The 20,936-nt window shown below is 72.7% G+C and carries 16 protein-coding genes; 10 read left to right on the forward strand and 6 right to left on the reverse strand.

Annotated elements, in window-relative coordinates; translation table 11 throughout:
* Position 1 precedes the first annotated feature (1 nt).
* The 3 genes from pcaG to pcaD are packed head-to-tail and all read left to right on the forward strand — an operon-like array spanning position 2 to position 3,053.
* Positions 2 to 607: a protocatechuate 3,4-dioxygenase subunit alpha gene (pcaG, locus tag ACIPTO_RS01265; RefSeq protein WP_401188364.1), complete on the forward strand. Its 606-nt coding sequence runs from the start codon at positions 2 to 4 to the stop codon at positions 605 to 607.
* Complete coding sequence (gene pcaB, locus ACIPTO_RS01270) at positions 604 to 1,938, forward strand: 3-carboxy-cis,cis-muconate cycloisomerase (protein WP_401188366.1); 1,335 nt, start codon at positions 604 to 606, stop codon at positions 1,936 to 1,938. The genes pcaG and pcaB overlap by 4 nt, the downstream gene beginning before the upstream one ends.
* Positions 1,935 to 3,053: a 3-oxoadipate enol-lactonase gene (gene pcaD, locus ACIPTO_RS01275; protein WP_401188369.1), complete on the forward strand. Its 1,119-nt coding sequence runs from the start codon at positions 1,935 to 1,937 to the stop codon at positions 3,051 to 3,053. Before pcaB ends, pcaD begins: the two co-directional genes overlap by 4 nt.
* Positions 3,054 to 3,173: 120 nt before the next feature.
* Here the strand turns inward: pcaD and ACIPTO_RS01280 are convergent, their stop codons facing one another.
* Complete coding sequence (locus ACIPTO_RS01280; protein WP_401188372.1) at positions 3,174 to 5,858, reverse strand: ATP-binding protein; 2,685 nt, start codon at positions 5,856 to 5,858, stop codon at positions 3,174 to 3,176.
* 155 nt (positions 5,859 to 6,013) lie between these two features.
* On the opposite strand from ACIPTO_RS01280, the gene ACIPTO_RS01285 reads away from it, so the two are divergent.
* The 3 genes from ACIPTO_RS01285 (at position 6,014) to ACIPTO_RS01295 (ending at position 9,605) form a co-directional block, all read left to right on the forward strand.
* Positions 6,014 to 7,390: an MFS transporter gene (locus ACIPTO_RS01285; RefSeq protein ID WP_401188374.1), complete on the forward strand. Its 1,377-nt coding sequence runs from the start codon at positions 6,014 to 6,016 to the stop codon at positions 7,388 to 7,390.
* Positions 7,311 to 8,465 carry an anhydro-N-acetylmuramic acid kinase gene (locus ACIPTO_RS01290; protein WP_401188377.1) on the forward strand — a complete coding sequence of 385 codons (1,155 nt, stop codon included), beginning with the start codon at positions 7,311 to 7,313 and terminating at the stop codon, positions 8,463 to 8,465. The genes ACIPTO_RS01285 and ACIPTO_RS01290 overlap by 80 nt, the downstream gene beginning before the upstream one ends.
* Positions 8,466 to 8,573: 108 nt before the next feature.
* On the forward strand, positions 8,574 to 9,605 hold the full coding sequence (locus ACIPTO_RS01295; RefSeq protein ID WP_366311157.1) for a DUF2510 domain-containing protein: 1,032 nt from the start codon (positions 8,574 to 8,576) through the stop codon (positions 9,603 to 9,605).
* A 147-nt stretch (positions 9,606 to 9,752) separates the two neighbouring features.
* Here the strand turns inward: ACIPTO_RS01295 and ACIPTO_RS01300 are convergent, their stop codons facing one another.
* Positions 9,753 to 10,367 (reverse strand): TetR/AcrR family transcriptional regulator C-terminal ligand-binding domain-containing protein, encoded by a 615-nt coding sequence (locus ACIPTO_RS01300; protein ID WP_366311159.1) that lies wholly within the window; start codon positions 10,365 to 10,367, stop codon positions 9,753 to 9,755.
* Between the two features lie 224 nt (positions 10,368 to 10,591).
* Here ACIPTO_RS01300 and ACIPTO_RS01305 point away from each other — a divergent pair, with 224 nt between their 5' ends.
* Complete coding sequence (locus tag ACIPTO_RS01305) at positions 10,592 to 11,386, forward strand: phosphatase PAP2 family protein (protein WP_366311161.1); 795 nt, start codon at positions 10,592 to 10,594, stop codon at positions 11,384 to 11,386.
* The gene (locus tag ACIPTO_RS01310) at positions 11,383 to 12,342 is read left to right on the forward strand and encodes a hypothetical protein (protein WP_366311163.1); all 960 of its coding nucleotides are present in this window, start codon (positions 11,383 to 11,385) and stop codon (positions 12,340 to 12,342) included. The genes ACIPTO_RS01305 and ACIPTO_RS01310 overlap by 4 nt, the downstream gene beginning before the upstream one ends.
* A gap of 6 nt (positions 12,343 to 12,348) precedes the next feature.
* Here the strand turns inward: ACIPTO_RS01310 and ACIPTO_RS01315 are convergent, their stop codons facing one another.
* From ACIPTO_RS01315 to ACIPTO_RS01330, 4 genes are all read right to left on the reverse strand, one after another.
* Positions 12,349 to 13,182 carry a phospholipid scramblase-related protein gene (locus ACIPTO_RS01315; protein ID WP_366311165.1) on the reverse strand — a complete coding sequence of 278 codons (834 nt, stop codon included), beginning with the start codon at positions 13,180 to 13,182 and terminating at the stop codon, positions 12,349 to 12,351.
* A 53-nt stretch (positions 13,183 to 13,235) separates the two neighbouring features.
* Positions 13,236 to 15,290: a phosphocholine-specific phospholipase C gene (locus ACIPTO_RS01320; protein ID WP_401188381.1), complete on the reverse strand. Its 2,055-nt coding sequence runs from the start codon at positions 15,288 to 15,290 to the stop codon at positions 13,236 to 13,238.
* 148 nt (positions 15,291 to 15,438) lie between these two features.
* Entirely contained in the window at positions 15,439 to 16,497 is a 1,059-nt protein-coding gene (locus tag ACIPTO_RS01325) for an NAD(+)/NADH kinase (RefSeq protein ID WP_366311169.1), read from the reverse strand.
* 173 nt (positions 16,498 to 16,670) lie between these two features.
* The gene (locus ACIPTO_RS01330; protein WP_401188384.1) at positions 16,671 to 17,510 is read right to left on the reverse strand and encodes a GntR family transcriptional regulator; all 840 of its coding nucleotides are present in this window, start codon (positions 17,508 to 17,510) and stop codon (positions 16,671 to 16,673) included.
* A gap of 276 nt (positions 17,511 to 17,786) precedes the next feature.
* Between ACIPTO_RS01330 and ACIPTO_RS01335 the strand changes: the two genes are divergently transcribed.
* Together ACIPTO_RS01335 and ACIPTO_RS01340 are read left to right on the forward strand one after the other, a co-directional pair.
* Positions 17,787 to 19,319 (forward strand): beta-N-acetylhexosaminidase, encoded by a 1,533-nt coding sequence (locus ACIPTO_RS01335; protein ID WP_401188387.1) that lies wholly within the window; start codon positions 17,787 to 17,789, stop codon positions 19,317 to 19,319.
* 122 nt (positions 19,320 to 19,441) lie between these two features.
* A complete protein-coding gene (locus ACIPTO_RS01340; protein WP_401188390.1) occupies positions 19,442 to 20,869 on the forward strand; it encodes a cellulose binding domain-containing protein in 1,428 nt (475 codons plus the stop codon).
* Positions 20,870 to 20,936 lie beyond the last annotated feature (67 nt).

The raw sequence follows: 20,936 nt of genomic DNA on the forward strand, positions 1-20,936 counted from the left end.
CATGACGACCATCGACACCAGCCGCCCGGAGTCCGTGCTGCCGACCCCGTCGCACACGGTCGGCCCCTTCTACGGCTACGCGCTGCCCTTCCCCGGCGGCGGCGACATCGCCCCGGTCGGGCACCCGGACACGATCACCGTCCAGGGCCACGTCTACGACGGCGAGGGCACACCGCTCCCCGACGCCTTCGTCGAACTCTGGGGCCCCGACCCCGAGGGGAACGTCTCCACGACCGACGGCTCGATCCGGCGCGACCCGGCCGGCGGCGGCTATCTCGGCCGCAACGGCGTCGAGTTCACCGGCTGGGGCCGCGTCCAGACGGACGCCAACGGCCACTGGTACGCACGGACGCTGCGGCCGGGAGCGCGCGGCCGCAGCGCCCCGTACCTCAGCGCGTGCGTCTTCGCGCGCGGACTGCTGGTGCACCTCTTCACGCGCGTCTACCTCCCGGACGACGGGCCGGCCCTCGCCGCGGACCCGCTGCTGTCGGGGCTCGACCCGGCGCGCCGCGACACGCTGATCGCGCGGGACGAGGGCAGGGGCACCTACCGTTTCGACATCCGCCTTCAGGGCGAAGGCGAGACGGTGTTCCTGGAGTTCCAGTGACAGTCGACGACCCGTCGGGCACCGGCCTGCTCGCCCCCGGGTGGACCGGCTCCGCCGCCGCGTCCGCGACGGGCGACACCGCGTTTCTGCGGTCCCTGCTCGACGCGGAGTCCGCCCTCACCCGCGCCCAGGCCGCCCTGGGCCTCGCCCCCGCCGAGGCGGCGACGGCGGTGACCGCCGCGGCCGACGCGGACCGCTTCGACGCACGCTCCCTCGCGGAACGGTCCAGGGCCGGCGGAAACCCGGTGATCCCGCTGGTCGCGGACCTGACGCGGGCGGTCGGCGAGGAGTACGGCCCGTACGTCCACCGGGGTGCGACGAGCCAGGACATCATGGACACCGCCACGATGCTGGTCGCGTCCCGCACCCTGGACCTGATCCTGACCGACCTGGACCGCACGGCACAGGCGCTCTCCCGGCTGGCCGCCGCCCACCGCGACACCGCGATGCCGGGCCGCACGCTCACCCAGCACGCCGTACCGACGACGTTCGGGCTGAAGGCGGCAGGGTGGCGGTCCCTGGTGCTCGACGCACGGGACCGGGTACGGGCTGTTCGCGACACGCTGCCGGTCCAACTCGGCGGCGCGGCGGGCACGTTGGCCGCCTTCACGGCGTACGGCGCGGCGGACCCGCTCGCGCTGCCGGACGCGTACGCCCGCGAACTCGGCTTGACGGCACCGCAGTTGCCCTGGCACACGCTCCGGACGCCCATCGCCGATCTCGCCGGGTGCCTCGCCTTCGCGGCGGGCGCGCTGGGCAAGGCCGCCGCCGACGTACTCGTGCTGTCCCGCACGGAGATCGCCGAGGTCTCCGAGGGCAGCGGCGGCGGCTCGTCGGCCATGCCGCACAAGGCGAATCCCGTACGGGCCACGCTGATCGCCGCCGCCGCGCGCCGGGCGCCGCAGCTCGCGGCCGTCCTCCACGGCTCGCTGGTCGCCGAGGACGAGCGGCCGGCCGGCGCCTGGCACGCCGAGTGGGAACCGCTGCGGGAGCTGCTGCGGCTGGTCGGCGGCGCGGCGCGCGACGCCGTCGAACTGACCGAGGGGCTGCGGGTGCACCCGGACGTGATGCGTGAACACCTCGATCTCACCCACGGGTTGATCGTCTCCGAGCGGCTCTCCGCCGAGCTGGCGCCGCTGCTGGGCAGGACCCGGGCGAAGGAGCTGCTCACGGAGGTCGCCCGGCAGGCGTACGCCGAGGGCCGTCCTCTGGCCGAACTGCTCGCCGAGCAGCCGGAGTTGAAGGACCTCGACCTCTCCGCACCCACCGACCCCGCCCGCTACACGGGTTCCGCCGGAGCCCTCACCGACCGTGCGCTGGAGCGACGTTGACCGAGAAACTCCTCACCTTCCGTGCCGAGGGCCCGGCCTCCGCTCCCCCGCTCCTCCTCGGCCCCTCGCTGGGCACGTCGTACGCCCTGTGGGACGCCATCGCGCCCGAACTGTCCGTCACGCACCGGGTGATCCGCTGGAACCTGCCCGGACACGGCGGTTCGGCGCCCGGACTGATCGGTCCCGGGGCCACGGTCGGAGACCTCGCCGATCTGGTGCTGACGCTGGCCGACTCCCTCGGGATCGACCGATTCGCCTACGCGGGCGTGTCGTTGGGCGGTGCGGTGGGCCTGCACCTCGCCGTGCACCGTCCCGAGCGGATCACCTCGCTCGCCGTGATCTGCTCCTCGGCCCACTTCAACGGGGCGAAGCCGTGGCGGGAACGGGCCGCGCGGGTACGGAGCGAGGGCCTGGACTGGCTGGTGGAGAGCGCGGACTCCCGTTGGTTCACGCCCGGGTTCACCGTCCCGGAGCTGGTCGCCGACCAGCGCGACGCCGACCCCGCCGCGTACGCCGCGTGCTGTGACGCGCTCGCCGCGTTCGATCTGCGCGAGCGGCTCCCCGAGATCGGCGCGCGCACCCTGGCGGTCGCGGGGCGCGCGGACCCGGCGACCCCGCCCGCGCATCTGCGGGAGATCGCGGACGCGGTGCCGGGCGCGGCGCTCGTCGAGATCCCGGGCGCCTCCCATCTGGCCCCCGCGCAGTGCCCGGAGGCGGTCCTCACCGCGCTCCGCGCACACCTGGACGGCGGCGCCAGGCGCGGGATGGAGGTCCGTCGTGAGGTGCTGGGCGACGCCCATGTGGACCGGTCCCAGGCCCGGCAGACGCCGTTCACGGCCCGCTTCCAGGACTTCATCTCCCGGTACGCGTGGGGCGAGATCTGGACCGATCCCACGTTGTCGCGGCGCGAGCGGAGCATGATCACGCTGACCGCGCTGATCGCCCACGGCCACTACGACGAACTGGAGATGCACGTCCGCGCGGCCCGCCGCAACGGGCTCACTCCGGACGAGATCGGCGCGGTTCTCCTGCAGAGTGCCGTGTATGTGGGGGTGCCTGCGGCCAACTCGGCGTTCGCCGTGGCTCAGCGGGTTCTGGCCGAAGAGGGCGACTGAGGGGGTGGGGGCGTCTGTCGAGCGTCGTCCGCGGCTACGTCGTGGCCGGTCGCGCAGTTCCCCGCGCCCCTCAAAAGCAACGGTCAGCCTGTGCCTTCAGGGCCGCAGGCCACGAACGGCTCACCGCAACCCCCGTCCCGTCTCCAGCACCTCCCGTGCCTGGGTGACCAGGCCGTCCGCCCCGCACGAACGCGCGAGCGTCAGGCCTCTGTTGATCTCCGCGACGGACCGCGCCGCGATCCCGTACTCGACCCGCGCCGCCGCGTGCTCGTACTGGCACGGCGAGGACTCCAGATACGCGACGGCCTGCGCGGCGAGCCGTACCGCCCGCTGGCCCGTCTCCAGCGACGCCGCGCACCGCAGCGCCTCACCGATCGCCGTGTCCGTCCCGAAGTGCTCGGCCTGGCGGCGTGCGTCGGAGGCGAGCTGGGCCGCGCGGGTCGGGTCCTCGACGGCGAGGGCGCGGGCGAGGTCCACGGCCCAGGGCACGAGCACCGGGTTGTGGTGACCGCGGACCGTCGCCGCCTTCGCGGCCTGTTCCAGTTCGTTGATGCCGTCCTTCGTACGGCCGACGGCGAGCAGCAGCCGGCCCCGCACGCAGCGCGGATCGGGCAGCACGATGGTGGACGGGTACGGCGGAGCGAACCCGTACTGCTCGGCGATCGCCCAGGCCTCGTCGACATGGCCGCGGGCGAGCAGCGTGTCGACGAGGTTGCAGGTGGCCGACCAGTACAGGGGCAGTCCGCGGCCGACGCGCTCGGCGAGGCGCAGGGACTCGCGCAGGGAGGTCTCGGCCTCGCGGAGACGGCCGCGCCGCCGGTGGCCGAGGCCGATGTAGGCGTGCGCCAGGGAGAGATGGCCGCCGCTCCAGCCCGCGGACACGTAGGCGCGCAGGGCTTCGTTGTACAGGCTCTCGGCGCGGTCGAGGCGGTCGGTGTAGGCGTACGAGCTGGCCAGCATCATGAGGATCTCCAGGCCCCACTCGGTGTCGGTCCAGCCGAGTCCCGGCGCGAGCCGTCCGTTGACGAGGGCGCGGTCGCACAGCTCGACGACCTCCTCGGCGTTCTCGCCGTGGGTCATGGCGTCGAAGCCGCGCAGGATAAGCAGGGCCCGCTCGGAGTTGTCCCGGCCCGCGCAGGTGCCCGCGAGTGCGGCGAGCCGTTCGGAGCGTCCCGGGGAGGAGCTCTCGCCCGCGTAGATGCCCTCCCACATGAACTGGACGGCCTGGAGCCGCATCCGGGCGGCGCCGGGTTCGTGCCGGGCGGCCTCCGCCTCCACGGTGCGGACGGCCTCCTCCAGCTGGTCGTTGTGGGTCAGCGCCTGGGAGAGACGGAACACGGCGTCCACGCGTGCGTGGCCGTCGAGTCCGGGCATGCCGAGGGCGGTCTGGAGGTGGCCGATGGTGGTGGCGGGCGCGGTGAGGAGGGTGGCGCAGCCGAGTTCGTAGAGCACGCGCGCGTGGGTCTCGGCGAGCGGCGGTTCCAGGAGGGCGCGCTCCAGGCAGCGGCGGGCGGCGTCCGGGGCGCCGATGGAGAGGTGTTCGCGGGCCGCTTCGCGCAGCTGCTCGACGAGTTCCTGGTCGTCGTCCGGGTGCACCTGGAGGAGGTGCCGTGAGGCGGAGGCGGCGCCGAGTCCGGAGTCGGTGACGACCTGTGCGGCGATACCGTGCATGGCCGTCCGCACGCCGCCCGGGATGGAGTCGTAGACGGCGCTCGCGATCAGCGGGTGGACGAACTCCAGCTCGCCCGCGCCCGCTTGGGAGGCGGCGGGGTCGGGTGCGGTGAGGATGCGGGCGGTGCGCAGGAGTTCCGCGCAGCGTGCCGCCTCGTCGCGGCCCATGGTGGCCAGCTTGGCGACCAGGCTCACCGAGATGCCGGTGCTGAGGATGGCGGCGGCCCAGGCGAACCGGGTGGCTTCGAAGCCCAGGTCGTCGAGGCGGGCGACGAGTCCGCCGCCGCGCGCGGAGCGGTTGAGTTCGCGCAGCTCGGCGGCCGAGTCCTCGACGGGTGCGAGGCCGCTGTCCTTCACCTTGGCGAGCAGTTCGACGGTCTCGTACGGGTTGCCGTCGGTGACCGCCCACACCTCGCGGCAGAACGCGCCGTCGGCGTGCGGGCCGAGGGTGGCGCGGGTGAGCCCGGCGGTGGCCGTCGGGGTGAGGGACTCCAGGACGGTGGTCGGCGGGCCCGCGGTGGCGGAAATGGCGTCCAGGTAGCGGGCGCTCTCGCCGGTGACCTCGCCGGGCCTGCGGGCGACCACGATGAGGACGGAGAGGTCGTCGAGGCGTTCGGCGAACGCGGCGAGCCAGCGCAGGGTCTCCTGGTCGGCCCAGTGGGCGTCGTCGATCAGCAGGACCAGCGGCCAGTCGCGCTTGGCGAGGCGGCGCACCGCGGCGACCAGTCCGTCGCACACGCCCTGCGGGTCCGCCTGCCGCTCGCCGGGTTCGGTGATGCCGAGGGCGGGGCCCGCGATGTCGTACCAGTCGCCGAGGTACTCGCGGGTCTCCTCGGGCATCAGCGAGATGAGCGCGGGCTGGAGCAACTGCCGTACGACGTTGAAGGGGACGGACTTGAGGGTCTCGCCGCCGCGGGCCTGCCAGACCACGCACTCGCGTGCCTCGGCCATGCGGCGGGTCTCGGCGAGCAGGGCGGTCTTGCCGAATCCGGCCTCGGCTCTGACCACCAGCAGGCTGCCCGAGGAGGACCGGTCCGCGCAGAGCGCGTCGAGCGCCTCCGCCACACCGGCGAGCGCGTCCTCGCGCTCCCACAGGGAGGCCGAGGACGCCTTCGGAGGCCGTTCCTCCGTCATCCCGTACCTCCCCAGTAGCCCGAATGACGTACAGCCCTTGAGCCTAGCCGTCCGGATGCCGAAGTGGAGGCCGGTCCGGGCAGCTGTTGCCACAACGGATGACGGAGGTCCGTCAGCCGTGTCCCCGCGCGTGACGAACGGTCAAGAGGCGCTAAATGAAGGTGTTTTCCGATCATTCCCGACCATGCCCGGACAGGCCTGCCGCACGGGCGCTGGTCGCCGGGTCGGTGGGCAATTTCATCGAGTGGTACGAGTTCGGGGTCTACGGCTACTTCGCGACGGTGATCGCGGCGCGGTTCTTCACCCCGGAGGGCGCGGGCGCGGCCGAGGGGCTGGTGCGGACGTACGCCTCGTTCGCGCTGGCGTTCTTCTTCCGGCCGGTCGGCGCCGCGCTGTTCGGCCGGCTCGGCGACCGGGTGGGGCGGCGGCCGGTGCTGGTCCTGGTGATCGCGCTGATGACCGGCGCGACCACGCTGATCGGCGTCCTGCCCACGTATGCGACCGTCGGCGCCCTCGCGCCCTGGCTCCTCACGGTGCTGAGGATCCTTCAGGGACTGTCCGCGGGTGGGGAGTTCGGGGGTGCGGTGTCGCTGCTCACGGAGTGCGCGCCGCCGGGACGGCGTGGGCTGTACGGGGCGTGGCAGTCGTTCACCGTGGCGCTGGGGCTGTTGGGCGGGGCCGGGGTGGCGGCGCTGCTGGCGACCGTCCTCGACGCCGGTCAACTGGCGGACTGGGGATGGCGGTTGGCGTTCCTGCTGACGCTGCCGATGGGGATCGGCGCGCTGTGGCTCCGGCTGCGGCTGGACGAGACACCGGCGTTCCGGAGCGGGGCGGTGCGGGAGGTGCCGTCCGCGCGCGAGGTCCGCCGGGCGGTCGCGCTGGGCGCCGGGCGGGTGATGGGGTGGGCGGCGGCGGGCTACACCTTCCTGGTGGTGCTGCCGTCGTATCTGCAGAGCACGCTGGACGCGAGCTTCCAACAGGCCTTGCTGGCCACGGTGTTGGCCAACGCGGGGTTCGCGGTCACGATCCTCCCGGCGGGGCTGCTGAGCGACCGGGTGGGGCGGCGGCCGGTGATGCTGGCGGGGGCCGCGCTGGTGGTGGTCCTGTCCGTGCCGCTGCTCGACCTCCTTCAGGACGGGGGGACTTCGGACACGCTGAAGGGTGTGTCGGTGTTCGGGGCGGGTGCGGTGGTGGGGCTGATGGCGGGTCCGGGTCCGGCGATGCTCGCGGAGATGTTCCCCACAGGTGTGCGGTACACCGGTCTGGGACTCGCCTACGCCCTGTCCAATGCCGTCTTCTCGGGGTGTGCCGGGCTCATCATCACCGAGAGCGTGCGGCGGACCGGGAACGTGGACGTCCCGGCCTACTACGCGGCGGCGGCCTGCGCGGTGAGCGCGCTCGCGCTCACCGTCACCAGGAACCCCGCGGGAACGGGGAGTCGGGAGGAAGCGGATGCGGGTGATCGGGCTGATGTCCGGGACGTCGTACGACGCGATCGACGCGGCGGCGGCCGATCTGCGCCTGGTGGGTGACAGCGTCGTACTGAAGCCGCTCGGGATGGTGAGCGAGCCGTACGACGAGGACCTGCGGGAGGCGCTCGCGGCGGCGCTGCCGCCGGCCGCGACGACGCTGGCCGAGGTCTGCCGGCTGGACACGCTGATCGGGCGGGCCTTCGCCGCCACGGCGGTCCGCGCGAACGCCGAACTGTGCGACGGGCGGGCCGAGTTGGTGGCCTCGCACGGGCAGACCGTCTACCACTGGGTGGCGGACGGCGCGGCGCGCGGCACGCTGCAGCTGGGGCAGCCCGCCTGGATCGCGGAGGCGACCGGGCTGCCCGTGGTGGCCGACTTCCGGCCACGCGACATCGCCGCCGGCGGCCAGGGCGCGCCGCTCGTCAGCCTCGTCGACCTGCTGTGGCTGCGCGGCCGTCCGGGCACCCCGGTCGCCCTCAACCTCGGCGGGATCGCCAACCTCACCGCCCCCGACGGCACGGCCTTCGACACGGGACCGGCCTGCGCCCTGATCGACGCGGCGGCCCGGGGCTTCAGCGGCGGGCGTCTCGGCTACGACGCGGAGGGCGCCCTCGCGGCCCGCGGAACGGTCCACGAGCCGTTGCTGGAGCGGCTGTCGAGCGAGCCGTACTACGCGCTCCCCGCCCCGAAGACGACCGGCAAGGAGCTGTTCCACCTCGGCAGTCTCCGGGACGCGCTCGCCGGTCTGGGCACGCTGTCCGCCGAGGACGTCATCGCGACCCTCACCCTCCTCACGGCCCGCACGGTCGCGGACGCGGTGCGGTCGGTGGCCGCGACGGAGGTCGTCGCCTCGGGCGGCGGCACCCGCAACCCGGTCCTGATGGCCCTCCTCGCCGCCGAGCTGGCCGGCGTCCCGCTCCGGACCTCGGACGAGCTGGGCCTCCCCGCTGCGGCGAAGGAGGCCTACGCCTTCGCGGTCCTCGGCTTCCTGACGGCCCACGGCCTCCCGGGCACGGTCCCGGCGAGCACGGGCGCCCGGCACCCGAGCGTGCTCGGGTCCGTGACACCGGGGAGAGCGGGGTGGACGGTGCCTCCGGCGGCCGAACGGGGGCCTGTGCGGCTGGTGTTGGAGTGAGGCCGCGGCTGGTCCGGGGCCGGACGAAGGAGCCCCTGGCCGCCGCTCCCCGGGATGCGAGCCGGATCCTCTCATCCCGCTTTCACCGACGCCTCATACGGTAGGGGCATGACGCAGGTGACTCCCCCCGGGTGGTACCCCGATCCCGGGCAGACGAATGACGGTCCCGCCGCCGAGCGCTGGTGGGACGGCACGGCATGGACGGACCGGACCCGCCCGGCCGGTTCGGCCGGTGAATGGGGTCCCCCGACGGAGCCGCCGTACGGCGGGGCGTACCCGGCGTATCCCGCCGCGCCCCCGGCCGCGCCGCGCCGCGGTCTGCGCACGGGCATAGCCGTGGCCGTCGCGGTGGCGGTGCTGACCGCCATCGGTGTCGGCGCGTACGCGCTGTCCGACAACGGCAGCGGGAACGGCAACCAGGCCAACCCGCAGCAGGCGCCGAACGGGCAGGGCGGCACCGGCGGTCAGGGCGGTCCCGAGGGCCAGGGCGGCAACGGCGGCCAGGGCGGACCCTTCGGCGGGTCCGGCGGGACGGGTGGTTCCGGCGGCTCCGGTGGTTCCGGCGGCGCGACGCCCGCGCCCAGCCAGTCCGCGCAGCCGAAGGTCCCGGCCGGCGGCGACGTGACCGACTCGCTCGACGGGATCAGCCTGCCCGTCCCGTCCGACTGGTACGGCCAGGTCATCGAGATCGGCGCGCAGGTGACGTCGAACACCTCGTACAAGTGCCCCGGCAACACCGCCCAGACCTGCACCGACGGCGGGGCGTACTCCGCGCCCGCGGTGGTGCTGGGCACCAAGGGCAGCACGGCCGAGGAGGTCGCGAAGGCGGACATCGCGGCCAACGCGAAGGAGTCCTACGGCGGGACGACGTACGGCAGCATCACCTCGCACGAGGTGCTGGCGTCCAAGGCCGTGACGGTCGCCGGGCAGAAGGGCTACATGGTCCGCTGGAAGGCGGTCACCAGCAAGGGTTCCGACGGCTACGTCGAGTCGCTCGCGTTCCCCTCGCCCGCCCGCACGAACCAGATCGTCGTGGTCCGCTTCGGTGTCGACGTCGGCCAGAAGCAGTCCGTCATCGACGAGATCACCTCGGGCATCAAGGTGTCCTCGGGCACCGGCGACAACGGGCAGAAGATCTGATCCGGCCCCGCACACCGGTCGGCCGGGTGGGGCGCCTCTCCGCTCAAGAGGAACCCCACCCGGCCGGGGGGTGCGCGCCGCCCCCGTCCCCACGGTGCGGCGCGAGCAGGTCACCGTCCAGTCATCCCATGGACGGCGGCCTGGTTCTCAGGTGAGTCCGAGTGCGGGCAGCACCGCGGCCTCCACGAATTTCACCAGGTAGTCGGGATCGGCGTAGCAGCCCTCCAGGACCGGGCGGGCCCGCAGGACGCCGAAGATCTGGGCGGGGACGTACGGCAGGGCCGGGTGGTCCGGCGCGATCTCGCCGCGCTCCACACCGCGGCGCAGGATGTCCTCCAGCGCGGCGATCTCGGGATGGACGAGAGCCTCGCGCACCGCCTGGGCGAGTTCGCTGTCCTGGATGACGGCGTGACCGAGCGCCGAGACGAGCTTCGTGTCCTTCGCCGACCAGGCGCCCGCCGCCCGCGCGGCCTGGCGCAGGTCCTCCGCCAGGGACCCGGTGTCGATGCCGGTGAAGTGCACCCGGCGATTGGCCCGCAGCGCGGCGGCGACGAACTGGGGCTTGGTCCCCCACTGCCGGTAGAGCGTGGACTTGCTGCACCGGGTGCTGGTGGCGACGCCCTCCATGCTGACGGAGTCGTACCCGCATTCCCGGATCTGTTCGAGCACGGCGTCGAAGAACTCCCGCTCACGCTCGGGCGTGATCTTGGAGCGGCGCGAGGCGGCGACCGTGTCCGGTGCGTCCTCAGCCTGCGACGTCATGGCTCGTCTCCTCGCTCGGTCCGCGGACTAGAGGTCCGCTCTCCAGTGTGTCTCGTTTCGCTATCGATACGCCAGTGTACCGGTACCACGCCGTATCGGTACACGCTCGTATCGGTACACTGGCGTATCGGAACGAATTCGTACCGATGAGTTCGGACCGCGCGCGGGGTCACAAACCCTGCCTGCACCACCACACGCACCACCGTCAGCGAAGGGGCCGGGGGATGAATGCCCGCACCGAGCCTGCAGAGAAGGGGACCAGCGCGATAGCGCGGCCCCCGCTCGTCCGTGAGCTCCTGCTCGTCGCAGGGCTCTTCCTCGTCTACAAGTTCGGCCGCCAGCTGGCGACGGGCCACACCCGTGAGGCCCTGCACAACGCCGGGCACGTGTGGGACCTGGAGCGGACGCTGCACCTTCCCGGCGAGGGCTCGGTGCAGTCGGTGCTGCTGCACAGCGACACCCTTGTGCACATCGCGAACACCTTCTACGCGACCGTCCACTTCCCGGCCACCGTCGCCTTCCTGGTCTGGCTGTACCTGCGGCGCCCCGCGCACTACGTCTGGGCCCGCCGCGTCCTCGCGACGGTCACCTCCGCCGCCCTCGTGCTGCCGTTCGTGTTCCCCCTCGCACCCCCGCGCATGCTGGCCGCGACCGGCCTGGTCGACACCGCCAAGGTCTACGGCCCCTCGGTCTACGGCCCGCCGACCAGCGACCACCTCTCCAACCAGTTCGCGGCGATGCCCTCCCTGCACTTCGGCTGGGCCCTGATGGTGGCGATCGGCCTGATCGTCGCGACCCGCTCGCGCTGGCGCTGGCTGTGGCTGCTGCACCCGCTGGTCACGCTGACGGTGATCGTGGGCACGGCGAACCACTACTGGCTGGACTCGATCGTGGCCGCCGCCATGCTCGGCATCACCCTCGCGCTGATCCGTCCCCCGCACCGCACGGCGACGACGGCGGGCCGCGACCGGCCCCGGCTCCCCGTGGAAGCGCCGGTTCTCGTCGGAGCCGGCCGATGAGCGCCACCCTGGTCGCCGTCGTCCTGTCCCTGTTCTCGGCGGTCGCCTACGCGGCGGCGGCCGTGGCCCAGGAGCGGCTGGCCTCGCGCAACTCCGACGCCGGCACGCTGCGCCTGCTCGCCACCGGTTCCTGGTGGGGGACGGTCGTCCTGAACGCGTCGGCCGCGCTGCTGCACGTCGTGGCCCTCAAGTACGGCCCGCTGACCCTCGTCCAGCCGCTGGGAGCCCTCACCCTCGTCGCCGCCGTCCCGATGGGCGCCCGCGTGGCCGGGCGGCGGGTCACGCCGGTCGAGTGGCGGGGCACCGCCCTCACCCTGCTCGGCCTGTCGGCCCTGCTGGTCACGGCGTCCGGCCCGCAGCCGGACCAGGTCCTCAGCGTTCCCCAGGCGCTGGCGGTCGCGGGCGCGACCTCCGCCCTGATCGGCCTGCTGGCCCGCCGCGGCGCGAAGCCCGGTCTGCGGCACGCCTCGGCGTCCGGTGTCGCCTCGGGTGTGGCCTCCGCGCTCACGCAGACCGTGACGGTCGCGGCGACGGACCGTTCGGGTCCGGTGCTGAGCATGCAGGTGGTCGGAGTGGCCCTGCTGGTCGCGGTGTTCGCGGCGGGCGGGCTGCTGCTCTCGCAGACCGCCTACCGCGGCGGCCTCGGCGCTCCGCTGGCGGTGGTGACCCTGGCGAACCCGGTGGCGGCCGCGGCGATCGGCCTGGCCCTGCTGGGCGAACGCCTCCAGGGCGGCGCGGCCGGCATCCTCCTCGCCCTGACGGGAGCCGGACTCGCGTCCTGGGGTGTGGTCCTGCTGACCCGGGTCTCCCCGGCCGTACCGCTGCCCCACGAGTACGACGACCATCCCGTGGCCGCCGTACTCGCACTGGAGCCCCGGTCGGCGTCCGCCGAACCGGGGCTGCTGCCCCGGCAGCCGGAGCGGAAGTCCGCGCCGGGGCATCTCACCGCGCTCTGAGCGGGCTCAGCCGAGACCGCGCGAGTCCTGCTTGAGCGCGGTGTCGACGGTCAGCGCCGTCGCCACCACCAGGCTCAACAGGGGCTCGGGCAGCTGGTAGTGGATCTGCAGGACGTAGTTGTCCGCCGTGGTGAACATCGTCTTGGCGAGGCCTTCCCAGGTCTTGGTGATCCGGGCGACCTCGTTGTCCGTGTGGTCGACGATGGCGAAGTTCCAGGCCCGCCAGTTCTCGGCCTTGATCGCGCCGATCTGCCGGCCGTCCACGTTCAGCGCGAAGTTGATCTTCCCGATCATGTTCTGCTGGACGATCTCGCCCACGGTCGAGCCGTCCGGACGGGACACGATCACCCTGGACTTCATGATCTTCGCCGGCCGGGTCAGCACCAGCTGCGGCTGCCCGTACGCGTCGCGGATCTCCAGCCGGTGGGTCATGAACTGGTCGAGGCTGGAGACGAAGCGCAGCGCCTTCTTCAGCGTGCTCTGGCCGATCTCGGTGACCGAGCCGATCAGATTGCCGTTCTGATCCATGACCTTGTACTCGTTGGTCAGCTCGATCAGCTTGGCCTTCTGGTTCACCACGAGCACCGGCTCGCTGAACAGGCTGCCGCCGCCGGGGCCGCCCGCGGCGACCCCGGCCTGCTGCTGCACCTGTCGCTGGACCCGCGGGTCCGGCCCCGACTGCTGTTGCGGCACGGCCTGCGGCTGCTGCGGGGCGGCCTTGCCCTGCTGGTCCGCGTTGGTGTGGTCGGTCCACTTCGCGCCGTCCCAGTACCGGAGCGTCTGGGGCGCTCCGTGCGGATCCGGGTACCAGCCTGCAGGTGTGTTCGAATGCGTGGTCACCGGGGCACACTACCGCGAGTGCCCCGGAAAACAACCGGCTCCCGGCAAGCCCCTCAGACGGTCCCGAACGCTGGGTCGCTGACCCCCGCGCGGCCGTTCTCGACATGTCCGGCGAATCGCCGCTGGAACGTCGCGTCGCCGTCGGAGGTGACCGTCAGGTCGTACCACCGCTTGCTGGCGCCGAGGTCGACGGTGTGCCGTACGGTGGCGCCGGCCCGCACCTTGACGGTCTCAGCGCGACCGCCGTAGCCGCTCACGACCTTCAACTGCACTGTGCCGGAGCCCTTGTTGGTGAAGGTCAGCTCGATGTCGTCGCCGCAGCCGCGGGCGGTGACCTCGGGGCCCGCCGTCCTGCCGGGGCCCTTGAAGGCGCGCAGGAAGCCGTTCGGACCGTGCACGGTCAGGTCGTACGAGCCGTTCGAGTACGCCGAGTTCCAGGCGTCGGAGACGGACGCGCCGGCCCCGGTGGTGTAACTCCAGGGCCCGTCCGTCCGGTTGGCGGAGGTGACCAGGAAGCCCGCGCCGGCCTTCGCGCCGGAGGTGAAGGTGAGCGTGAACTTCCCGGTCGCCGGGTCGGCCGAACCGTCCACCGCCGCCGCGTACTTGAGCGGCCGGGCCGGGCGCTGCCCGCGCTCCTGCCGGGGCAGCACGGGGTTGGCGGGCGGGGTCGGCACGTAGTCCGGGTGACGGTTCCTGTCCGGCGGCTGGTAACCGTCGGTGTCCGGCAGCGGGACCTTCCTGACGTCCGTCCGGGAGAAGTCGAACGCGGTGGTCAGGTCGCCGCAGATCGCGCGCCGCCAGGGCGAGATGTTGGGCTCGTGGACACCGAAGCGGGCCTCCATGAACCGGATGACCGAGGTGTGGTCGAAGGTCTCCGAGCAGACGTAACCGCCCTTGCTCCAGGGCGAGACGACGATCATCGGCACCCGCTGGCCCAGGCCGTAGGGGCCGGCCGGGTTGCCCGCGCTGCCCTTGAAGAAGTCGGGGCCCGCGTCGACGGTCGACTTGCCCTGCGCGGCCGAGCCCGGCGCGAACGGCGGGACCACGTGGTCGAAGAAGCCGTCGTTCTCGTCGTAGGTGAGGAACAGGGCCGTCTTCGCCCAGACCTTCGGGTCGGAGGTCAGCGCGTCCAGGACCTGGGAGACGTACCAGGCGCCGTAGTTCGCGGGCCAGTTGGGGTGCTCGGTGAACGCCTCGGGGGCGACGATCCAGGAGATCTTCGGCAGCGTGCCGCCCTTGACGTCGGCCTTCAGCCGGTCGAAGAAGCCCTCGCCCGTGGTGGCGTCGGTGCCGGTGCGGGCCTTGTCGTAGAGCGGGTCGCCCGGCTTCGCGTTCTGGAACTGCTTGAAGTACAGGAGCGAGTTGTCGCCGTAGTTGCCGCGGTAGGCGTCCGAGATCCAGCCCCAGCCCCCGCTCGCGTCGAGGCCGTCGCCGACGTCCTGGTAGATCTTCCAGGAGACCCCGGCCTTCTCCAGGCGCTCGGGGTACGTCGTCCAGCTGTAGCCGGCCTCGTCGTTGCCGAGGACGGGGCCGCCGCCGACACCGTCGTTGCCGGTGTAACCCGTCCACATGTAGTAGCGGTTCGGGTCGGTGGAGCCGATGAACGAGCAGTGGTAGGCGTCGCAGATGGTGAAGGAGTCGGCGAGGGCGTAGTGGAAGGGGATGTCCTCGCGGGTCAGGTACGCCATCGTCGTGGAGCCCTTGGACGGCACCCACTTGTCGTACTTGCCGCCGTCGAACGCGGCGTGCCCGTCGTTCCAGCTGTGCGGGAGGTCCTGGATGAACTGCAGGCCCAGGTCGTCGGCCTCGGGGCGGAACGGAAGGATGTCCTTCGTGCCGTCCGACTGGTACCAGACCGGTTTCCCGTCCTGCCGGGTCACGACCGGACGCGGGTCGCCGAAGCCCCGGACGCCTCTGAGCGACCCGAAGTAGTGGTCGAACGAACGGTTCTCCTGCATCAGGACGACGATGTGCTCGACGTCCTCGATGCTCCCGGACCGGTGGTTGGCCGGGAGCGCGGCGGCCCGCTCGATGCTGTTCGACAGCGCGGTGAACGCCGTCGTGGCACCGGCGAGTTGGAGAAAGCGACGCCGATTGACTTCGGACATGGGTGAGGCACCTCTCATCCTGACGCGCGGCCGGCCGGAACATGGCGAAATGCGCGCGGTGCGAGTGTTCCAAGTGCAACAAACGTCAGGGAAGGGTCCGGTGGCGCCCATGTGAAACTCCCCCGTACGTGCGGGGGCGACGGGTGGCCTACACGCCGGGCGGCGGCAGGCGCATCCCGGCGAGGTCCGGCGGGACCGGAGTGTCCGGCCGGAAGAAGGGTTCCGAGGGGCCGTCCTGGGCGTTGGCGGGGGCGTCGGTGAGACGGAACCGGTCGCGCAGGCGGCCGTAGAAGTCGGTGGGGCGGAGGCGGACGAGGCGGACGCGCTGGGGGGCGCGGAAGACGCCGATCCAGTCGCCGGGGTCGAGGACACCGCGGAGCTGGCCGTCGACGCTGACGGCGGCCTGGCCGGAGTGGGGCAGGACGCGCAGGCCGACGGGCTCGTCGGGGGCGGCGACGACACTGCGGTCGAACGTCATGTGCGGGGCGATCGGGGTGAAGACGAGCGCGTCCATGTGCGGCGACAGGACGGGTCCGCCGGCGGCGAAGCTGTACGCCGTGGACCCGGTGGGGGTCGCGACGGCGAGCGCGTCGGCGGAGTAGGTCGCGAGCAGTCGTCCGGCGAGGTAGACGCCGACCCCGACCTGCCGGTCGCGGGCGAGCTTCTCCAGGACGACGTCGTTGAGCGCGGTCACGTCCAGCGCGCAGCCCCAGCCGCCGCCCTCGGTGGTCTCGGGCCGCACCCGCGGCGGCGGCAGCGCGGGACCCCGGCCGTACCGCAGCAGGGCCTCCATCTCCTCGGGGATGTCCAGGGGGCGGGAGGCCCGCATGGTCAGGGTCATGCGCTCCTCCACGATCGCCCGCTCCTCGTGGACGGCGTCGAGGGCCTCGCCGATGTCGTGGGCCGGGACCTCGGTGAGGAAGCCGACCTTGCCGAGGTCGACGCCGAGGACCACGGCTCCGCTCTTGACCGCGATGCGGGCGCCGCGCAGGAAGGTGCCGTCGCCGCCGAGGGTGACGACGAGGTCGGGGTTGCCCGCGGCCTCGGCCTCCGCGCGTCCGGTACGGCGGTGGTGGTCCTTGGCCCACACGTCGATCTCGGTGCAGCGGACGCCGTGGGCCTCGCTCCAGGCGTGCACGGCGGCCGCCGCGTCCCGGGCGGTCTCGCGCCCCTGGTGGACGACGAGGCCGATACGGCGTACGGACATGGGGTCCTCCGTGGAGAGCGGTCGGCGCGCGGGTGCCGGACGCGGAGTGCGGCGGCCGGTGCGGGCGTCGGTCGGGCGGAACCGGGCTGTGCACGATCCTCCCGCGCGCGAGCCGTCGCCACACCTGCCGGTAGGCCTCCTGGACCTGTTCCCGCGGATCCGCCGGGGTGTCGTCAGCCTCCCTTCTGGATGTCCCCCCGCGTCGAGGCGGCGATCGTGTCCCGGTGCGCGAAGTCGCCCGGAGGGATGCCCGGGTGGTGGCCGAGCGGTGTCGACGGGGCCGTGAGGGCAGGGCCGAGGGTGAGGCGGGAGACGATGCGGTAGCGGTCGCCCCGGTAGACGGAGTGGACGTACTCGACCGGCCGGTCCGCCGTGTCCGTGGTGAGGCGTTCGAAGAGGAGGGCCGGGGAGAGTTCCGGGACGTCGAGGAGTTCGGCCTCGGCGCGGGTGACGACCGTGGGCTCGATCGCCTGGACCGCTTCCTGGACGTGCACTCCGTGGTGTTCCCGCAGGTGTTCGTACAGGTCGCCGGCCTCCAGCTCGCGTGCGGACAGGGTGGGTACGAGGTCCGCCCTGATGTGCAGGTGCTCGATGGCCATCGGCGCGCCGTCGACCAGCCGCAGCCGCGCCACGTACACGATCTCGGCCGCGGGCGAGAGCCGCAGCCTGCGTCCCACGCGGGCGCCGGCCGGGATGGTGGTGAACTCCAGCAGCCGGCTCGACCAGGCCCCGGAGGCCTGAGGCGCCGTCATGGACCGTTCGCCGGCGACGAGTTCCTGGGTGATCTTCTCGGGGGCCACGAACATGCCGCGCCCGTGCTCCCGCACCAGCAGCCCGGAGGCGACGAGTTCGTCCACCGCCGCCCTCAACGTCGGCCGGGACACGCCGAGTTGGGCACAGAGGGCGCGCTCCGAGGGGATCGCGTCCCCCGGGTGGTGCGACTCGACGAGGTCGAGGATGAAGTCCCGGACCCGCTCCCGCTTGAGCACCGCCCCTGGCGCGTCGGCCTTCATGTCGTACTCCTCATGCGCGGAGCCCCCGGGTTTCCACTTGACCAGTTGACCAACTGCTGCCCGCAGTTGCCCTGTCGATCTGGGCAGTGTAACCACCACCGGCCGGTGATCCATCCGATCCGTACGGCCGTGCACGCCAAGTCCCCTTACCGCAGCAGGGGTTGACGCCCGTATTGGTCTATGCCACCTTCGACCCCACATCGAGAGGTGAGCTGTCCAGTGGGCTTCACTGGTCAGGTGGTCAGTTCCCGTACGCCCCCGTCCCGGAGACGATCCATGCCCGCACAGCGTTCCGCGCTCGCTCTCGTCCCCCGGCCCACCAAGTCCACCGTCCGGCCGGGCCTGTTCACGCTCGACGCCGGCACCGCCCTGCACATCGGCGCGGGCGCCGAACCGGCCGCCGACCTGCTGCGCACCCTGCTCGCCCCGGCCACCGGACTGCCCCTGCCATCCTCCCCCGACGGACAGTTCACCCTCACCCTCGACCCCAGCCTGGCCGGTCTCGGCGAGGAGGGCTACGGCCTCACCGTCGCCCCGCACGCCGTCCTCCTGCGTGCCGCACACCTCACCGGCCTGCTGCGCGGCATCCAGACGATCCGTCAGCTCCTGCCCCCGCAGGCCCTGTCGGCGTCGCCGCGGCCCGGCTTCCGGTGGGAGCTGCCGTGCGTCGAGATCACCGACCTGCCCCGGCACCCGTGGCGCGGCGCGATGCTGGACGTGGCCCGGCACTTCCAGCCCGTCGCGTATCTGCGCCGGTACGTCGACCTGCTGGCCCTGCACAAGATCGGCGTGTTCCACCTCCACCTCACCGACGACCAGGGCTGGCGCATGCCGGTCTCCGCCTACCCGAAGCTCACCGAGATCGGCGGCCGGCGCGCCGAGTCCCTCGTCGGGCCCGCGGGCGGCGACGTGTACGACGGTGTCCCGCACGGCGGTTCGTACACCCGCGCCGAACTCGCCGGTCTGGTGGGTTACGCGGCGGCTCGCGGTGTCACCGTCATGCCGGAGATAGAGATGCCCGGACATGTGCGAGCCGCGCTCGCCGCCTATCCCGGACTGGGCAACCGCCCCGACCGCACCCTCGACGTCTGGACCCGCTGGGGCGTGTGCGACACCGTCCTCGGCGTCCACGACGAGGTCCTCGACTTCTGCCGTACCGTCCTCCACGAGGTCATGGACGTCTTCCCCTCGCCGTACCTCCACATCGGCGGCGAGGAGTGCCCCACCTCCGAGTGGACGGACAGTGCCGCCGCCCGCGAACGGGCCCTGGCGCAGGGCCTGTCGAGCCCGGCGGCGCTGCACGGCTGGTTCCTCGGGCGGATGGGCGACTTCCTCGTGCGGCACGGACGGCGGCCGGTCGCCTGGGCCGAGACGGGTGCCGAACTCCCCCTGGACTTCACGGTGATGACCTGGCGGGACGCGGCCCACACCCTGACGGCGGCCCGTCGCGGCCACCCCGTGGTGAGCGCGTACCACCGGGCGACCTATCTCGACTACGCCCAGTCCCAGGACCCGGGCGAGCCTCCGGCCCAGCCCGGCGACGTCGTCGATCTGCGCGCCGTGCACGACCACGATCCGGTGCCCGAGGGCGCCGAACGAAGCGCCGCCGAGCGGGTGTCGGGCACCCAGGCGCAGCTGTGGACCGAGTTTGTGAGGACGCCCGAGCAGATCGAGTACCTCACGTATCCCCGGCTGTGCGCGCTGGCGGACCGGGCCTGGAGCGGGGCGACCGACTGGGCGGACTTCCGCAGCCGGCTGGACGCGCACACCGCCCGGCTCGACGCGCTGGGCGTCACGTACCACCCCTGAGCCGTCCCCCGCCGCCCGCGACCCCGCCCGTCCCTTCTCCGGCCCCGGCCCGTCCCGCGCCCACGTACCGCCCCTCATATGTCCGTTCCGGAATCACCCCACCTTTCTGGAGAGGCCCCACCATGAGATACGCGAAGAACAGAGTGCGCGCCGCCGCGTCCGCCGCCGTCGCGGTGGCCCTGGGCGCCGCCGCGCTCACCGCCATGCCGTCCACCGCGAGCGCGGCGGGCGACGGTCTGAGCGTGCAGTACCGCACGAGCGCCACCGGAGCCACCGCCGACCAGTCCGAGCCCTGGTTCAAGGTGCGCAACACCGGCTCCACCACAGTGCAGTTGGCGAACGTCAGGCTGCGCTACTACTTCAAGGCGGACTCGGCGGGCGCGAGTTACCGCTTCGCGTGTTCCTGGGCCGTCAAGGGCTGCGCCAACGTCACCGGCACCTTCGGCACGCTCGCCAACCCGACGGCCACAGCGGACCGTTACCTGGAGATCGGCTTCACCTCCGGCGCCGGCACCCTCGCGCCCGGCACCGACACCGGTGACCTGCAGCTGCGCTTCTACCAGTCGACGTGGCAGACGCTGACCCAGAGCGACGACTACTCCTTCGGCGCCTCGCAGACGTCGTACGCCGACTGGTCGAAGGTCACCGCGCAGCTGGCGGGCACCACCCTGTGGGGCCAGGCGCCCGCGGGCAACGACCCGACGAACCCGCCCACCGACCCGCCGACCGACCCCCCGGCCACCGGCGCCACGCTGTTCGACGACTTCAACTACAGCGGCCACAGCGACCCCAAGATCTCCGCGCACGGCTGGAGCGTGCGCTCCAGCTCCGGCGGCCCCGGTGTCTCCGGCGCCACCTGGGCGCCCGAGAACGTCACCTTCGCCAGTACCGGCGGCAGCTCCGTGATGAACCTGGAGACGTCGACCTCCGGCACCGGCGAGAGCACCAAGCAGACCGAAGTCGTCACCGCGGCGCGGAAGTTCAAGAACGGCACCTACGCGGCCCGGGTCAGGTTCAACGACGCTCCCACGTCGGGCCCGGACGGCGACCACCTCGTCCAGACGTTCTTCACCATCAACGACCTCACCGCACCGATGGCGGACGACTACTCCGAGTACGACTTCGAGTACCTCCCCAACGGCGGCTGGGGCGAGAGCTCGAACATCCTCTACACGACGTCCTGGGAGACCTACCAGGCCGACCCGTGGGTGGCCGTCAACCAGCACACCGAGGGCCGGCAGAGCTACAACGGCTGGCACGACCTGGTGCTGACCATCGACGACAACAGCATCAAGTACTACATCGACGGCCGGCTCTTCGGCACCCACGACGCCGCGTACCTCCCGGAGCGGCCGATGTCGATCAACTTCAACCAGTGGCTGATCGACTTCGGCGGCCTGACCAGTTCCACCCCACGGGCCTACGACGAGCAGGTCGACTACGTCCTGCACGTCAAGGACCAGGTCCTCACCCCGGCGCAGGTCGCCGCGAAGGTGACGGCGTACCGCGGCGCGGGCACCACGTTCGAGGACACCGTGCCCGGCAGCTGATCACGCGGGGCGGCGGGCCGCGCACCCGGCGCAGCGCCTCCGGGCGCGCGGCCCGCCGTCGCCTAAG

Source organism: Streptomyces sp. NPDC090083, from assembly GCF_044747445.1.
In the GTDB taxonomy this organism is placed as follows: domain Bacteria; phylum Actinomycetota; class Actinomycetes; order Streptomycetales; family Streptomycetaceae; genus Streptomyces.

Coding starts and splice junctions, on each gene's coding strand:
- pcaG (WP_401188364.1), top strand. CDS start 2: ATGACGACCATCGACACCAGCCGCCCGGAGTCCGTGCTGCCGACCCCG.
- ACIPTO_RS01280 (WP_401188372.1), bottom strand. CDS start 5,858: ATGACGGAGGAACGGCCTCCGAAGGCGTCCTCGGCCTCCCTGTGGGAG.
- ACIPTO_RS01285 (WP_401188374.1), top strand. CDS start 6,014: ATGAAGGTGTTTTCCGATCATTCCCGACCATGCCCGGACAGGCCTGCC.
- ACIPTO_RS01290 (WP_401188377.1), top strand. CDS start 7,311: ATGCGGGTGATCGGGCTGATGTCCGGGACGTCGTACGACGCGATCGAC.
- ACIPTO_RS01295 (WP_366311157.1), top strand. CDS start 8,574: ATGACGCAGGTGACTCCCCCCGGGTGGTACCCCGATCCCGGGCAGACG.
- ACIPTO_RS01300 (WP_366311159.1), bottom strand. CDS start 10,367: ATGACGTCGCAGGCTGAGGACGCACCGGACACGGTCGCCGCCTCGCGC.
- ACIPTO_RS01305 (WP_366311161.1), top strand. CDS start 10,592: ATGAATGCCCGCACCGAGCCTGCAGAGAAGGGGACCAGCGCGATAGCG.
- ACIPTO_RS01310 (WP_366311163.1), top strand. CDS start 11,383: ATGAGCGCCACCCTGGTCGCCGTCGTCCTGTCCCTGTTCTCGGCGGTC.
- ACIPTO_RS01320 (WP_401188381.1), bottom strand. CDS start 15,290: ATGTCCGAAGTCAATCGGCGTCGCTTTCTCCAACTCGCCGGTGCCACG.
- ACIPTO_RS01325 (WP_366311169.1), bottom strand. CDS start 16,497: ATGTCCGTACGCCGTATCGGCCTCGTCGTCCACCAGGGGCGCGAGACC.
- ACIPTO_RS01330 (WP_401188384.1), bottom strand. CDS start 17,510: ATGAAGGCCGACGCGCCAGGGGCGGTGCTCAAGCGGGAGCGGGTCCGG.
- ACIPTO_RS01335 (WP_401188387.1), top strand. CDS start 17,787: ATGCCCGCACAGCGTTCCGCGCTCGCTCTCGTCCCCCGGCCCACCAAG.
- ACIPTO_RS01340 (WP_401188390.1), top strand. CDS start 19,442: ATGAGATACGCGAAGAACAGAGTGCGCGCCGCCGCGTCCGCCGCCGTC.